Origin of the sequence: Citrobacter sp. Ce006, from assembly GCF_030336535.1 — a bacterium.
Lineage (GTDB): Bacteria > Pseudomonadota > Gammaproteobacteria > Enterobacterales > Enterobacteriaceae > Citrobacter > Citrobacter europaeus.
The window spans coordinates 895,425-910,398 of the sequence record NZ_JAOWDO010000073.1; the positions used below are offsets into that span (position 1 = coordinate 895,425).

The following is a 14,974-nucleotide window of genomic DNA, read 5'->3' on the forward strand; positions in this document are numbered from 1 at the left end:
TAGTGGCATAACGCCAGCGGTGAATCGACGCTCTGTTTTCACTTCTTCGTAGCGCCTCGCAAACTGGATCGCGGGCAAAAGCACGACAAATTGCGGATTGTGATAAAATATCCGCCTTCTGGTGAAACCCAACAGGAAAGATCATGATGAGCCTGGCCGGTAAAAAAATCGTACTTGGCGTCAGTGGCGGCATTGCTGCGTACAAAACCCCTGAGCTGGTACGTCGTTTACGGGAACGCGGCGCTGACGTCCGCGTGGCGATGACCGAAGCGGCAAAAGCGTTTATTACACCTCTGAGCTTACAGGCCGTTTCGGGTTATCCCGTTTCCGACAGCCTGCTTGATCCTGCAGCCGAAGCCGCGATGGGCCACATTGAGCTGGGGAAATGGGCCGATTTGGTTATCCTGGCCCCTGCTACGGCAGACCTGATTGCTCGCGTTGCCGCAGGTATGGCCAACGATCTGGTGTCAACAATCTGTCTGGCAACGCCAGCGCCTGTTGCCGTGCTACCGGCCATGAACCAGCAGATGTACCGCGCTGCCGCGACCCAGAACAACCTGGGCATCCTTGCTTCGCGAGGGTTGCTCATTTGGGGCCCTGACAGCGGTAGTCAGGCATGTGGTGATATCGGTCCTGGACGTATGCTGGACCCATTAACCATTGTGGATATGGCGGCAGAACATTTTTCACCTGTCAACTCCCTGCAACATCTCAACATCATGATTACGGCGGGCCCGACGCGTGAACCGCTTGATCCCGTGCGTTATATTTCCAACCACAGCTCCGGGAAAATGGGATTTGCTATCGCAGCCGCGGCCGCAAAGCGCGGAGCAAACGTCACGCTGGTATCGGGTCCGGTTTCGTTACCCACTCCGCCATTTGTCCAGCGCGTTGATGTGATGACCGCGCTGGAGATGGAAGCCGCCGTGCAATCTGCGGTGCAACAACAGCATATTTTTATCGGCTGCGCCGCAGTCGCTGATTATCGCGCTGACACGATCGCCCACGAAAAAATCAAAAAGCAGGCGACGCAGGGTGATGAATTAACAGTAAAAATGGTCAAAAATCCGGATATTATCGCCGGTGTTGCCGCACTGGTTGCTAACCGTCCCTTTGTCGTTGGGTTTGCCGCCGAAACAAATAATGTGGAAGAATATGCCCGGCAAAAACGCATCCGCAAAAACCTTGATGTGATCTGTGCGAACGATGTTTCGCTGTCTACTCAAGGATTTAACAGCGACAGCAACGCATTACACCTTTTTTGGCAGGATGGAGATAAAGTCTTACCGCTTGAGCGCAAAGAACTCCTGGGCCAATTATTACTCGACGAGATCGTGACCCGTTATGATGAAAAAAATCGACGTTAAGATTCTGGACCCGCGCGTAGGGCAACAATTTCCGCTTCCTACGTACGCCACCTCTGGTTCTGCCGGACTTGACCTGCGTGCTTGTCTTGATGACGCCGTAGAACTGGCGCCGGGCGCAACAACGCTGGTACCAACGGGGTTAGCTATCCACATTGCCGATCCTTCTCTGGCAGCGGTAATGCTCCCGCGTTCCGGATTGGGCCATAAGCACGGTATCGTACTGGGCAATCTGGTCGGTTTAATTGATTCCGACTACCAGGGCCAGCTGATGGTATCCGTCTGGAACCGTGGTCAGGACAGCTTCACTATCGAGCCGGGCGAGCGCATCGCGCAGATGGTATTTGTACCGGTTGTGCAGGCTGAATTTAATCTGGTGGAAGAGTTTGAAGCCACCGATCGTGGCGAAGGTGGCTTCGGCCATTCCGGGCGCAAGTAACCCGCAGAAAAGTATCCCACAGCGTAATAACGCAATAACATACCGCAAACAACAGTTTGCGGTCGCTGTGTGGATGCCTGCCTGGCAAGAGCTTATTTTCAGGGGTATTTTGTAACATGGTAGAAAAGCAAACTGCGAAAAGGAATCGTCGCGAAGAAATACTTCAGTCTCTGGCACTGATGCTTGAGTCCAGCGATGGTAGCCAACGCATCACCACAGCAAAGCTGGCAGCCTCAGTTGGCGTATCCGAAGCGGCATTGTATCGCCATTTCCCCAGCAAGACTCGCATGTTCGATAGCCTGATTGAGTTTATCGAAGATAGTCTGATTACCCGAATCAATCTGATTTTGAAAGATGAAAAGGACACCAACGCGCGCTTGCGTCTGATCGTACTGCTCATTTTAGGGTTCGGTGAGCGCAACCCTGGCCTGACGCGAATTCTGACCGGACACGCGTTGATGTTCGAGCAAGATCGTCTGCAAGGCCGTATTAACCAGCTTTTTGAGCGAATTGAGGCGCAATTACGCCAGGTTCTGCGAGAAAAAAGAATGCGTGAAGGTGAAGGCTACACCGTGGATGAAACGCTGCTGGCCAGCCAGTTGTTGGCTTTCTGCGAAGGTATGCTGTCCCGGTTTGTACGTAGCGAATTTAAATATCGTCCGACGGATGATTTCGACACCCGCTGGCCGTTGGTGGCTGCTCAGTTGCAATAGCAGATTTGTTTAGTCCGGCCTACGGGGTTACGTAGGCCGGATAAGCGCAGCGCCATCCGGCAGTTCTTAAACGCCGTACGCTTCGCGATAGGCCCGTACTGCCACCAGATGCTCTGCCATCTCTGGCTTCTCTTCCAGATACGCAATCAATTCTTTCAGGGTAATGATAGAAATCACCTTGCAGCCATAATCGCGCTCCACTTCCTGAATCGCTGAAATCTCGCCGCGACCGCGTTCCTGACGATCGAGAGAAATCAGTACCCCCGCCAGCGTGGCGCCATGAGCCTGGATAATTTCCATCGACTCACGAATAGCCGTACCCGCGGTGATAACATCATCGACCAGCATGACACGCCCTTCAAGTGCGCTACCTACCAGATTACCGCCTTCGCCGTGGGTTTTCGCCTCTTTACGGTTAAAGCAGTACGGCAAATCTTTATCATGGTGCTCCGCCAGCGCAACGGCCGTTGTGGTAGCAATCGGAATACCTTTGTAGGCCGGACCAAACAGCAAATCGAACTCAATACCGGAATCCACCAGCGCTTCGGCATAAAAACGGCCTAACAGTGCCAGGTCGCGCCCGGTATTAAACAGCCCGGCGTTGAAGAAATAGGGGCTTTTGCGCCCGGATTTCAGCGTAAATTCGCCAAACTTTAGTACCTGCTTGCTAAGCGCAAACTCAATAAACTGGCGCTGATACGGTTTCATGGATTCGCTCCTCATCTCACTTTATTACAGACAAAAAAAAGGCGACTAATCAGTCGCCTTTAAAATCAATTTTCTAACGCCGCCTTCTGCGTCGCTACAATGGACTCGATCCCCCCTCGGGCCAATGCCAGTAGGGTGAGAAGTTCTTCATGGCTGAACGGCTCGCCTTCCGCCGTGCCCTGCACCTCTATAATGCGACCGTCTTCAGTCATCACCACGTTCATGTCGGTTTCTGCGGCAGAATCTTCAACGTATTCCAGGTCGCAGAGTGCTTCGCCGTTCACAATACCTACGGAGACCGCCGCGACCATCCCTTTCATTGGGTTGGTTTTCAGCTTACCGCTTGCTACCAGTTTGTTCAGCGCGTCAGCCAAAGCGACACAAGCACCGGTAATGGATGCGGTGCGCGTACCGCCATCGGCCTGAATAACATCGCAGTCCAGCGTAATCGTGAATTCGCCGAGCGTCTTCAGATCAACGGCGGCGCGCAGCGCACGAGCGATCAGACGCTGGATTTCCATGGTACGACCGCCCTGCTTACCTTTCGCCGCTTCACGGGCGTTACGGGTGTGCGTGGCGCGTGGCAGCATGCCATATTCTGCGGTGATCCAGCCCTGGCCCTGTCCTTTCAGAAAACGCGGTACGCCTTCATCAATCGAGGCGGTACACAGCACTTTGGTATCACCAAATTCGACCAGCACGGAGCCTTCAGCGTGTTTTGTATAATTACGGGTCAGGGTGACGGGACGCACCTGATTGGCACTACGACCTGCTGGACGCATGATAAATTCTCCGGCTTGAAACGAATGTGGCTGCGCATTATACGGACTTCCGACTGTTATTCCTATCCTGACAAGACGTGGATGGCTATAATCCTCCCATCTCATCTTTAAAAACAGGAACGTCTATGATCCGCAGCATGACCGCCTACGCCCGGCGTGAAATCAAGGGTGAATGGGGTAGCGCAACCTGGGAAATGCGCTCGGTAAACCAGCGTTATCTGGAAACTTATTTTCGCCTGCCGGAGCAGTTCCGTAGCCTTGAACCCGTTGTTCGCGAGCGCATCCGCACACGTCTGACGCGCGGTAAAGTCGAGTGTACGCTGCGTTTTGAGCCCGATGCCAGCGCCCAGGGCGAGCTGATTCTGAATGAAAAGCTCGCTAAACAGCTCGTGAGTGCGGCTAACTGGGTAAAAATGCAGAGTGATGAAGGTGAAATTAACCCGGTTGATATCCTGCGCTGGCCAGGCGTAATGGCTGCCCAGGAGCAAGATCTGGACGCCATTGCCGCCGAAATCCTCGCTGCGCTTGACGGTACGCTGGATGACTTCATCGTCGCGCGTGAAACCGAAGGTCAGGCGCTGAAAGCGCTGATCGAGCAGCGTCTGGAAGGCGTCAGCGCTGAAGTTACGAAAGTACGTGCACATATGCCGGAAATCCTGCAATGGCAGCGCGAGCGTCTGGTAGCCAAACTGGAAGACGCCCAGGTGCAACTGGAAAATAACCGCCTTGAGCAAGAGCTGGTGCTGATGGCGCAGCGTATCGATGTGGCAGAAGAGTTAGATCGTCTGGAAGCCCACGTCAAAGAAACCTACAACATCCTGAAGAAAAAAGAGGCCGTTGGCCGTCGTCTGGACTTCATGATGCAGGAATTCAACCGTGAGTCGAACACTCTGGCATCCAAGTCTATCAATGCCGAGGTGACGAATTCCGCGATTGAGCTGAAGGTATTGATCGAGCAAATGCGCGAGCAGATCCAGAACATCGAATAAGCCAGCATTCTACGTAGCCCGCCAATAAACGGCGGGACTACGTGTTTTCCCTTCGCTTTGGTATTCTTCCCATTCATTCCGAATTATATTTTCTCATCATTTATTATCACCACCAATAACACAAAGCGTATGTCACCACGTATTTTTAGCACATTCGCATTAGCTGTAGTTATTAAAATCGCTTCACCTTAGAAAATCTCAATCGTGACAATGCGCACAAATCGTTAACCTTAGCCCCCAGCAAATCAGGGGGAATACATGCTGCTACACGTTTTATATTTAATTGGTATTACTGCCGAAGCCATGACCGGTGCGCTTGCGGCTGGGCGTCGTCGTATGGATACATTTGGCGTCATTATTATTGCCACCGCGACAGCCATTGGCGGCGGCTCAGTACGCGACATTCTTCTCGGCCACTATCCGCTTGGCTGGGTAAAGCACCCTGAATACGTCATTATCGTGGCGACCGCTGCGGTACTCACCACCATTATTGCTCCCGTCATGCCCTATCTGCGTAAAATATTCCTTGTACTGGATGCGCTGGGCCTGGTGGTTTTTTCTATTATTGGCGCTCAGGTGGCGCTGGATATGGGTCATGGGCCGATTATCGCCGTAGTCGCTGCAGTCACTACCGGCGTCTTTGGTGGTGTTTTACGTGACATGTTCTGCAAACGTATCCCATTAGTATTCCAGAAAGAACTGTATGCCGGCGTTTCATTTGCCGCTGCCGTGCTGTACATCGTGCTGCAACATTATGTCTCCAGTCACGATGTAGTGGTTATCTCTACCCTGCTCTTCGGCTTTACCGCCCGACTGCTGGCGCTGCGCCTGAAGTTAGGGCTACCGGTATTTTACTATCGCCATGAAGGCCATTAAGGCATAAAGCCCGCGATCCGCTGAGCAGCTAACCAGTCGCTCAGCGCAATGATCTCTCTATTCTCCAGCCACTGCATCACCTGGCGTGCCCGCCGCTCCCCCATGAAAGGCAACTGCCGCCAGCTTTGTTCACTGCGCGCCTGTAACTGCTGCCACGAACCATCCCGAATGGCATTCAGCGTTGCCTGTGTTAACGGTATTCCCATGGCAATCACCCAGCGCGTGAACGGGTGATGGCGCGACAGGTTGAACTGATGCCACAACTTATCCCCTTTGTTCACGCCGAAGGTGGACTGTAGCTGCGCCTGGGTTAATCCTAGCCAGGAAAAGATATGTTCAAAGCGATACGCCTGATGGAGCTCTCGCCATCCCGCCTCGCCGATACCCTCCAGCCCCAGCACTTCTTTACCGCCCAGCCAGACCAGTCTGGCAACAAACTGTTCCTGGCACTCCGCTGTAGCATAAAAACAGGTTAATGAATTGAAGCGCCCCTCAGGTGGCACCGGCTTAATACGCTGGGTACTGCGCCAGACCACCTCATCTATACGGGGGATCCCTTGTCCAGCGAGGCTTATCAGAATCTGATCGCCAGGCGCGATATCCCATTCATTCCAGCGTCGTACAGAGCCAATATTGACGCGCTGCACCCGCTTATCATCCAGCATGACGGGGGTCAGCAATGCCACCACCGCAATTTTCCCGCTTTTGCCAACGGAGAACTGAATACCCGTTACCTCAGATACCCTTGCCACAGGAGGATATTTCCACGCCGCCAGCCAGTCACCCTGTCCGGGTAGCCAATACTGTGCCCGTGGCTCTTTTGCCGTTCGCACCACTACGCCATCCGTCACAAAAGGTAATGCTGAACTCCACCACCTGGCGCGCGACTTTTCGACGTCATCCGCATTTTTCACAGCCTGAGTATAGCGTTGCGTGTAACTGAACCCGGCAGCCGTGAGTTGCTCCAGTCTTTCAGACATGAGCGCCGGACCATCAGGCCAGGCCCAGATAAAAATATCCAGCGAGCGTAATATTTCCGGGGTGCTCTGGCGCATCATCATTCCAGCAACCTTTGAGCGGGCGTTCATTCCGCCTTTCTGTTGCTGGATATGCCCCTGCTGCTGTAAGAATATCTCCCCCTGCAACGTACTGTTAGCGAGCTGTCCTGTGGTGGTGCGTGGCACGGAAGGGATCTGAAGAACCTTTTGCGTCCAGTCTTCGCCTTTCAGGCCGTTACCACGGCTAATCGCCTGTATCAGATTGCCGTTGCGATAGACCAGCGTGACCGCCACGCCGTCCACCTTTGGCTGTACCCAGAGATCGCTGCGAGTGTGCATCCATTGCTGTAGCGCTTGCTTATCGGCAAGTTTACGGACTCCCGTGTGGGGAACAGGATGCGGGGCGGTGCCACTTATTGGGGGCGCAGACAGATCTGGTGGGGCTTCATCGCCAAAACAGCGCTGCCATTGGATGAGTTGCGCATTGAGCTGGTCATAAACGCCGTCGTCTACGGCACTTTCACCCTGTTTCCAGTAACTGTCATTCCACTGTGTGATCTGCTGCTGTAGTCGAGAAATTTCTTCGTTTGCCCTGGCAGGAGACCAGACTGGGCATACCGCCCATGCGGGTAGACACCCCATTAGCAAAACCAGCCCTATGCCTTTCCATAATCCCATGTTACCTCCGCTGAACACTGCATTTCCCGGCAGATATAACGCAAAGTAAAAGGGAAACAGAGCGGCAAAAAATCATCCTGCGAGCACCGTTCCTGACATTTGCACAAATTGCTGCAAATCGCGGATAAAACAGGAAACTGGTACGCAAAACGCAATAAACATGCGCAAAAAGTGTGACAAGGGCTACGTCACATAGCGGCTACGTGTATAATAAGCCCGTATGTAGGCTCTCTTTCGACAATCACATACATTAAGATACTCATGGCTCAAGGCACGCTTTATATTGTTTCTGCCCCCAGTGGCGCGGGTAAATCCAGCCTGATTCAGGCTTTATTAAAGACCCAACCGTTGTATGACACCCAGGTTTCTGTTTCGCACACCACGCGCGCGCCGCGCCCGGGGGAAGTGCACGGTGAACACTATTTCTTTGTGAACCATGATGAATTCAGAACCATGATTGGCAGAGACGCGTTTCTGGAACACGCTGAGGTTTTCGGTAATTACTACGGCACCTCGCGTGAGACCATTGAGCAAGTATTGGCATCCGGCGTAGACGTCTTTTTAGATATCGACTGGCAAGGTGCGCAGCAAATTCGTCAAAAAATGCCGCATGCGCGCAGTATTTTTATTTTGCCGCCATCTAAGATTGAGCTGGACCGCCGTCTGCGTGGCCGCGGTCAGGATAGCGAAGACGTGATCGCAAAACGTATGGCGCAAGCTGTTGCAGAAATGAGCCATTACGCCGAATATGATTATCTTATTGTGAATGATGACTTCGATACCGCCCTGGGCGATTTGAAAACTATCATTCGCGCCGAACGTCTGCGCATGAGCCGCCAAAAGCAGCGTCATGACGCTTTAATCAGCAAACTGTTGGCAGACTGAACCCACATTCAGTATCATGCCCAGTCATTTCTTCACCTGTGGAGCATTTTAAGTATGGCACGCGTAACTGTTCAGGACGCTGTAGAGAAAATTGGTAACCGTTTTGACCTGGTACTGGTCGCCGCGCGTCGCGCTCGTCAGATGCAGGTAGGCGGAAAGGATCCGCTCGTACCGGAAGAAAACGATAAAACTACCGTTATCGCGCTGCGCGAAATCGAAGAAGGTCTGATCAACAACCAGATCCTCGACGTGCGTGAGCGCCAGGAACAGCAAGAGCAGGAAGCCGCTGAATTACAAGCCGTTACCGCTATTGCTGAAGGTCGTCGTTAATCATAAAGCGGGTCGCCCTTGTATCTGTTTGAAAGCCTGAATCAACTGATTCAAAACTACCTGCCGGAAGACCAGATTAAGCGTCTTCGGCAGGCGTATCTCGTTGCACGTGACGCTCACGAGGGCCAGACACGTTCAAGCGGTGAACCCTATATCACGCACCCGGTAGCGGTAGCCTGCATTCTGGCCGAGATGAAACTCGACTACGAAACGCTGATGGCTGCGCTGCTGCATGACGTGATTGAAGATACTCCAGCCACCTACCAGGATATGGAACAGCTTTTTGGTAAAAGCGTTGCAGAACTGGTAGAAGGGGTATCGAAGCTTGATAAGCTTAAGTTTCGCGATAAGAAAGAGGCGCAAGCTGAAAACTTTCGCAAGATGATTATGGCGATGGTGCAGGATATCCGCGTCATTCTCATCAAACTTGCTGACCGTACCCACAACATGCGTACGCTGGGCTCATTACGCCCGGACAAACGTCGCCGCATCGCCCGTGAAACCCTCGAAATCTATAGTCCGCTGGCGCACCGTTTAGGTATTCATCACATTAAAACCGAGCTGGAAGAGCTGGGTTTTGAAGCGTTGTACCCAAACCGCTATCGCGTGATTAAAGAAGTGGTTAAAGCCGCTCGCGGCAACCGTAAAGAGATGATCCAAAAAATCCTCTCGGAAATCGAAGGGCGTTTGCAAGAGGCAGGCATTCCGTGTCGCGTAAGCGGGCGTGAGAAGCACCTGTACTCGATCTACTGCAAAATGGTGCTCAAAGAGCAGCGTTTTCACTCCATCATGGACATCTACGCGTTTCGCGTTATCGTTCATGATTCCGATACCTGCTATCGCGTACTCGGCCAGATGCACAGCCTGTACAAACCACGTCCTGGTCGCGTGAAAGACTATATCGCCATTCCGAAAGCTAACGGATATCAGTCTTTGCACACTTCAATGATCGGCCCACACGGAGTCCCGGTAGAAGTACAGATTCGTACTGAAGACATGGACCAGATGGCAGAGATGGGGGTTGCAGCGCACTGGGCTTACAAAGAGCACGGCGGCGAAAGCAGCACCACTGCGCAAATCCGCGCTCAGCGCTGGATGCAAAGCCTGCTGGAACTGCAGCAGAGCGCCGGTAGCTCGTTTGAATTTATTGAAAGCGTTAAATCTGATCTCTTCCCGGATGAGATTTATGTTTTCACACCGGAAGGGCGCATTGTCGAACTGCCTGCCGGTGCAACGCCTGTCGACTTTGCCTACGCCGTGCATACCGATATCGGCCACGCCTGCGTTGGCGCACGCGTCGACAGACAGCCTTACCCGCTTTCACAACCGCTCTTTAGCGGCCAGACCGTTGAGATTATTACCGCGCCGGGCGCACGTCCGAACGCCGCATGGCTCAACTTCGTCGTCAGTTCGAAAGCGCGCGCCAAAATTCGCCAACTGCTGAAAAACCTCAAGCGCGATGATTCCGTTAGTCTGGGTCGTCGACTGCTCAACCATGCCCTGGGCGGTAGCCGTAAACTGGCTGAGATCCCACCAGAGAGCATCCAGCGCGAGCTTGAGCGTATGAAGCTCGCCACGCTTGACGATCTGCTCGCAGAAATCGGTCTGGGTAACGCCATGAGCGTGGTGGTAGCGAAAAACCTTCAGCAGGGCGAAGCAACGACAAATGTGCCGGCGCAATCTGGTCACGGCCATCTGCCGATCAAAGGCGCAGACGGCGTGCTGATCACCTTTGCGAAATGCTGTCGTCCGATTCCAGGCGATCCAATCATTGCCCACGTCAGTCCGGGTAAAGGTCTGGTGATTCACCATGAATCCTGCCGTAATATTCGTGGCTACCAGAAAGAGCCAGAGAAGTTTATGGCGGTGGAATGGGATAAAGAGACGGAGCAGGAGTTCATTACAGAGATTAAGGTGGATATGTTTAACCACCAGGGTGCTCTGGCAAACCTGACGGCGGCAATCAACACGACCACCTCCAACATTCAAAGTCTGAATACGGAAGAGAAAGATGGCCGCGTCTATAGCGCCTTTATTCGCCTGACCGCTCGCGATCGCGTGCACCTGGCGAATATCATGCGCAAAATTCGCGTCATGCCGGACGTGATAAAAGTCACCCGAAACCGAAACTAGTCTTATGAATGAACAGCGCTATGCACGTATCCGCGAGATGCTCGCGCGCCGGCAGCCCGACCTGACCGTCTGCATGGAGCAGGTCCACAAACCTCATAACGTTTCTGCGATCATTCGTACTGCAGATGCGGTCGGCGTGCATGAAGTCCACGCCGTCTGGCCGGGTAGCCGTATGCGCACCATGGCCTCTTCTGCCGCAGGCAGCAACAGTTGGGTGCAGGTGAAAACTCACCTTACTATTGGCGATGCGGTCACACATTTAAAAAGCCAGGGCATGCAGGTTCTGGCTACTCATCTGTCAGATAACGCCGTGGATTTTCGCGAAATTGATTACACGCGGCCCACCTGCATCCTGATGGGCCAGGAGAAAACCGGCATCACTCAGGAAGCGTTGGATCTGGCTGATCAGGACATCATCATTCCCATGACTGGCATGGTGCAGTCGCTGAACGTTTCTGTCGCCTCCGCGCTAATCCTGTACGAAGCGCAGCGCCAGCGGCAAAATGCTGGCATGTACCGACGAGAAAACAGCATGCTGCCACAAGACGAGCAGCAGCGCTTACTGTTTGAAGGCGGTTATCCGGTGCTGGCGAATGTCGCTAAGCGCAAAGGTCTTACCTACCCTCACGTCAACACGCAGGGCGAAATTGAAGCCGATGCAACGTGGTGGGCCACTATGCAATCTGCGAGATAAACGCGATGAAAGGCCGTTTACTGGATGCCATCCCACTCAACTCTCTGACCGGCGTTGGCGCAGCGCAAAGCAGTAAACTGGCGAAAATTGGCCTGCACACCGTGCAGGACCTCCTGCTCCACCTCCCTCTGCGTTACGAAGATCGTACCCATCTGTACCCCATTGGCGAATTGCTACCGGGCGTCTATGCCACCGTTGAAGGCGAAGTGCTGAACTGTAATATCACCTTCGGTGGCCGCCGGATGATGACCTGTCAGATCAGCGATGGCTCCGGCATTCTCACCATGCGCTTTTTCAATTTCAGCGCTGCGATGAAAAACAGCCTTGCGACCGGTCGCCGGGTGCTGGCCTACGGTGAAGCCAAACGCGGGAAATATGGGGCAGAAATGATTCACCCGGAATACCGCGTGCAGGGCGATCTCAGCACGCCGGAATTGCAGGAAACGCTCACACCGGTGTATCCAACTACCGAAGGCGTGAAGCAGGCCACGCTGCGCAAACTGACCGATCAAGCGCTGGAGCTGCTCGATACCTGCGCCATTGCCGAACTGCTGCCGCCAGAGTTGTTACAGGGCATGATGAGCCTGCCGGAAGCCCTGCGCACGCTACACCGTCCACCGCCGTCACTGCAATTGAGCGATCTGGAAACCGGCCAGCATCCGGCGCAGCGACGTCTGATTCTGGAAGAGCTTCTGGCGCATAACCTCAGCATGCTGGCGCTACGCGCCGGGGCACAGCGTTTCCACGCCCAGCCGCTGAGCGCAAACAATACGCTGAAAGACCAACTGCTGGCGGCGCTACCGTTTAAACCCACCGGCGCACAGGCCCGCGTTACCGCTGAGATCGAACGCGATATGGCGCTGGATGTCCCAATGATGCGTCTGGTGCAGGGCGATGTCGGCTCCGGTAAAACCCTGGTTGCGGCTCTGGCCGCGCTGCGGGCTATCGCACATGGTAAGCAGGTGGCGCTGATGGCCCCCACCGAATTGCTGGCTGAACAGCATGCGAATAACTTCCGCAACTGGTTCGCGCCTCTGGGCGTTGAAGTGGGCTGGCTGGCAGGTAAGCAGAAAGGCAAAGCGCGCCAGGCACAGCAGGAAGCCATCGCCAGCGGCCAGGTACAGATGATTGTCGGCACGCACGCGATTTTCCAGGAGCAGGTGCAGTTCAACGGACTGGCGCTGGTTATCATCGATGAGCAGCACCGTTTTGGCGTGCATCAGCGTCTTGCGCTGTGGGAGAAAGGCCAGCAGCAGGGTTTTCACCCGCACCAGCTAATCATGACCGCCACGCCAATCCCGCGCACGCTGGCGATGACCGCCTATGCCGATCTCGACACGTCGGTCATTGACGAACTGCCTCCGGGGCGTACGCCGGTCACTACGGTAGCCATTCCGGATACCCGCCGCAGCGATATTATTGACCGCGTGCGCAACGCCTGCACCCACGAAGGGCGTCAGGCGTACTGGGTCTGTACGTTAATTGAAGAGTCTGATTTGTTAGAAGCTCAGGCGGCTGAAGCGACGTGGGAAGAGCTTAAACTGGCGTTGCCCGAACTCAATATTGGCCTGGTACACGGGCGCATGAAGCCTGCCGAGAAGCAGTCGGTAATGGCTGCTTTTAAACAGGGAGAATTGCATCTGCTCATTGCCACCACGGTGATTGAAGTGGGCGTGGACGTACCCAATGCCAGCCTGATGATTATTGAAAACCCGGAGCGCCTGGGCCTGGCGCAGTTACACCAGCTACGTGGTCGCGTAGGTCGAGGCGCGGTGGCCTCCCATTGCGTCCTGCTCTATAAATCACCGCTGTCAAAAACTGCACAACAACGCCTGCAGGTTCTGCGAGATAGCAACGACGGATTCGTCATTGCGCAAAAAGATTTAGAGATTCGCGGCCCCGGCGAGCTGTTGGGTACACGCCAGACCGGAACGGCGGAATTCAAAGTTGCGGATTTACTGCGTGATCAAGCGATTATCCCGGAAGTTCAGCGTATTGCCCGCCATATTCATGAACGTTACCCGCAACAGGCTGTGGCGCTAATCGAGCGCTGGATGCCGGAAACCGAACGCTACTCCAACGCATAGTTGATTCTTAGCGGCGGCGGATGTGACTCCGCCGCACAGCCTTTATTGCGCGAAAATCGGCAACAGCAGATACAGCTTAATCACCAGCGCGTTAACGATATCGATAAAGAACGCCCCCACCATCGGCACCACCAAAAACGCCATATGGGACGGCCCAAAACGTTCGGTAATCGCCTGCATGTTGGCAATCGCCGTCGGCGTCGCGCCGAGGCCAAAACCGCAATGTCCGGCTGCCAGCACGGCGGCATCGTAGTTCTTACCCATCATGCGCCAGGTGACGAATATCGCGTACAGCGCCATGAAAATGGTCTGCACGACCAGAATTGCCAGCATCGGCAGAGCCAGAGAAGCCAGCTCCCACAGCTTCAGGCTCATCAGCGCCATCGCCAGGAAAAGCGACAGACTGACGTTACCCAGCACCGAAACCGCGCGCTCAAATACCCGATAAAAGCCCAGTAGCGCCAGGCCGTTACTGAGGATCACGCCAACAAAAAGCACGCAAACGAAGGTCGGCAGTTCCAGCACCGTTCCCACCAGCATTTGCGCAACGATTTTACCCACCGTCAGACAGATAGCGATCAGCGCGATGGTTTCAATCAGCACCAACGAGGTGATCATGCGCCCGACGTCCGGCTTTTCAAACGCGGTCGGCACGGCCTGATCGTCAGGCATGCCGTCAGGCGTGGTGGAGTGTTTGACCAGATAGCGCGCCACCGGACCGCCAATCAATCCGCCCAGAACCAGGCCAAACGTTGCGCAAGCCATCGCCACTTCAGTTGCATTGGTGAAGCCATAACGTTCAATAAACAGCTTGCTCCATGCGGCCCCGGTTCCGTGTCCGCCAGAGAGGGTTATTGAACCAGCAATCAGCCCCATCAGCGGATCCAGGCCCAGCAGGGTCGCCATACCAATACCGATGGCGTTTTGCATCAGCAGCAGGCCAACAACCACAATCAGAAAGATTCCCACCACACGGCCACCAGCACGCAGACTGGCGATATTGGCATTCAGGCCAATGGTGGCGAAGAAGGCCAGCATCAGTGGGTCGCGCAGGGTCATGTCGAAGTTCACTTCCCAACCCATACTTTTTTTCAGTACCAACAGCGCAATCGCTACCAGCAATCCGCCCGCTACAGGTTCGGGAATGGTGTATTTTTTCAGGAAGGAAACAGACTGGACGAGCTTACGTCCCAGCAGCAATACAAGGGTTGCCGCAACCAGCGTTGATAACGTATCGAGATAAAACATTTACAGCTCCATTAGTGCGTTTAGCACAATCACGCACGATGCATTCCAGA

14 protein-coding genes are annotated in these 14,974 nt (G+C 54.2%); 10 read left to right on the forward strand and 4 right to left on the reverse strand.

The features are described 5' to 3' along the window. Positions 1–146: 146 nt before the first annotated feature. The 3 genes from coaBC (at position 147) to slmA (ending at position 2,516) form a co-directional block, all read left to right on the forward strand. Positions 147–1,367 carry a bifunctional phosphopantothenoylcysteine decarboxylase/phosphopantothenate--cysteine ligase CoaBC gene (coaBC, locus tag OGV94_RS22875; protein ID WP_087052877.1) on the forward strand — a complete coding sequence of 407 codons (1,221 nt, stop codon included), beginning with the start codon at positions 147–149 and terminating at the stop codon, positions 1,365–1,367. Beyond that, positions 1,345–1,803 (forward strand): dUTP diphosphatase, encoded by a 459-nt coding sequence (gene dut / locus OGV94_RS22880; RefSeq protein WP_003827259.1) that lies wholly within the window; start codon positions 1,345–1,347, stop codon positions 1,801–1,803. Before coaBC ends, dut begins: the two co-directional genes overlap by 23 nt. Positions 1,804–1,919: 116 nt before the next feature. Next, positions 1,920–2,516, forward strand: coding sequence for a nucleoid occlusion factor SlmA (gene slmA, locus OGV94_RS22885; RefSeq protein ID WP_003827257.1), 597 nt, complete (start codon positions 1,920–1,922; stop codon positions 2,514–2,516). Positions 2,517–2,582: 66 nt separating this feature from the next. On the opposite strand, the gene pyrE is transcribed toward slmA, so the two are convergent. Then, on the reverse strand, positions 2,583–3,224 hold the full coding sequence (gene pyrE, locus OGV94_RS22890) for an orotate phosphoribosyltransferase (protein WP_043018746.1): 642 nt from the start codon (positions 3,222–3,224) through the stop codon (positions 2,583–2,585). A 65-nt stretch (positions 3,225–3,289) separates the two neighbouring features. Beyond that, positions 3,290–4,006, reverse strand: a complete 717-nt coding sequence (rph, locus tag OGV94_RS22895) for a ribonuclease PH (protein ID WP_003024054.1) — start codon at positions 4,004–4,006, stop codon at positions 3,290–3,292. A 125-nt stretch (positions 4,007–4,131) separates the two neighbouring features. Here rph and OGV94_RS22900 point away from each other — a divergent pair, with 125 nt between their 5' ends. Then, positions 4,132–4,995: a YicC/YloC family endoribonuclease gene (locus tag OGV94_RS22900; RefSeq protein ID WP_003024052.1), complete on the forward strand. Its 864-nt coding sequence runs from the start codon at positions 4,132–4,134 to the stop codon at positions 4,993–4,995. Positions 4,996–5,253: 258 nt separating this feature from the next. Further along, positions 5,254–5,871 carry a trimeric intracellular cation channel family protein gene (locus tag OGV94_RS22905; RefSeq protein ID WP_003024049.1) on the forward strand — a complete coding sequence of 206 codons (618 nt, stop codon included), beginning with the start codon at positions 5,254–5,256 and terminating at the stop codon, positions 5,869–5,871. Here the strand turns inward: OGV94_RS22905 and ligB are convergent. Then, a complete protein-coding gene (gene ligB, locus OGV94_RS22910; protein WP_286524473.1) occupies positions 5,868–7,547 on the reverse strand; it encodes an NAD-dependent DNA ligase LigB in 1,680 nt (559 codons plus the stop codon). The genes OGV94_RS22905 and ligB overlap by 4 nt on opposite strands. Positions 7,548–7,808: 261 nt before the next feature. Here ligB and gmk point away from each other — a divergent pair, with 261 nt between their 5' ends. The 5 genes from gmk to recG are packed head-to-tail and all read left to right on the forward strand — an operon-like array spanning position 7,809 to position 13,676. Beyond that, positions 7,809–8,432: a guanylate kinase gene (gene gmk / locus OGV94_RS22915; protein WP_019078035.1), complete on the forward strand. Its 624-nt coding sequence runs from the start codon at positions 7,809–7,811 to the stop codon at positions 8,430–8,432. A 54-nt stretch (positions 8,433–8,486) separates the two neighbouring features. After that, positions 8,487–8,762, forward strand: coding sequence for a DNA-directed RNA polymerase subunit omega (gene rpoZ / locus OGV94_RS22920; RefSeq protein WP_000135058.1), 276 nt, complete (start codon positions 8,487–8,489; stop codon positions 8,760–8,762). An 18-nt stretch (positions 8,763–8,780) separates the two neighbouring features. Further along, the gene (spoT, locus tag OGV94_RS22925) at positions 8,781–10,895 is read left to right on the forward strand and encodes a bifunctional GTP diphosphokinase/guanosine-3',5'-bis pyrophosphate 3'-pyrophosphohydrolase (RefSeq protein WP_032950538.1); all 2,115 of its coding nucleotides are present in this window, start codon (positions 8,781–8,783) and stop codon (positions 10,893–10,895) included. 4 nt (positions 10,896–10,899) lie between these two features. Then, the gene (trmH, locus tag OGV94_RS22930; protein WP_286524476.1) at positions 10,900–11,589 is read left to right on the forward strand and encodes a tRNA (guanosine(18)-2'-O)-methyltransferase TrmH; all 690 of its coding nucleotides are present in this window, start codon (positions 10,900–10,902) and stop codon (positions 11,587–11,589) included. 5 nt (positions 11,590–11,594) lie between these two features. Beyond that, the gene (recG, locus tag OGV94_RS22935) at positions 11,595–13,676 is read left to right on the forward strand and encodes an ATP-dependent DNA helicase RecG (protein WP_043018749.1); all 2,082 of its coding nucleotides are present in this window, start codon (positions 11,595–11,597) and stop codon (positions 13,674–13,676) included. A gap of 42 nt (positions 13,677–13,718) precedes the next feature. Here the strand turns inward: recG and gltS are convergent, their stop codons facing one another. Beyond that, positions 13,719–14,924: a sodium/glutamate symporter gene (gene gltS, locus OGV94_RS22940; RefSeq protein WP_003024029.1), complete on the reverse strand. Its 1,206-nt coding sequence runs from the start codon at positions 14,922–14,924 to the stop codon at positions 13,719–13,721. Positions 14,925–14,974 lie beyond the last annotated feature (50 nt).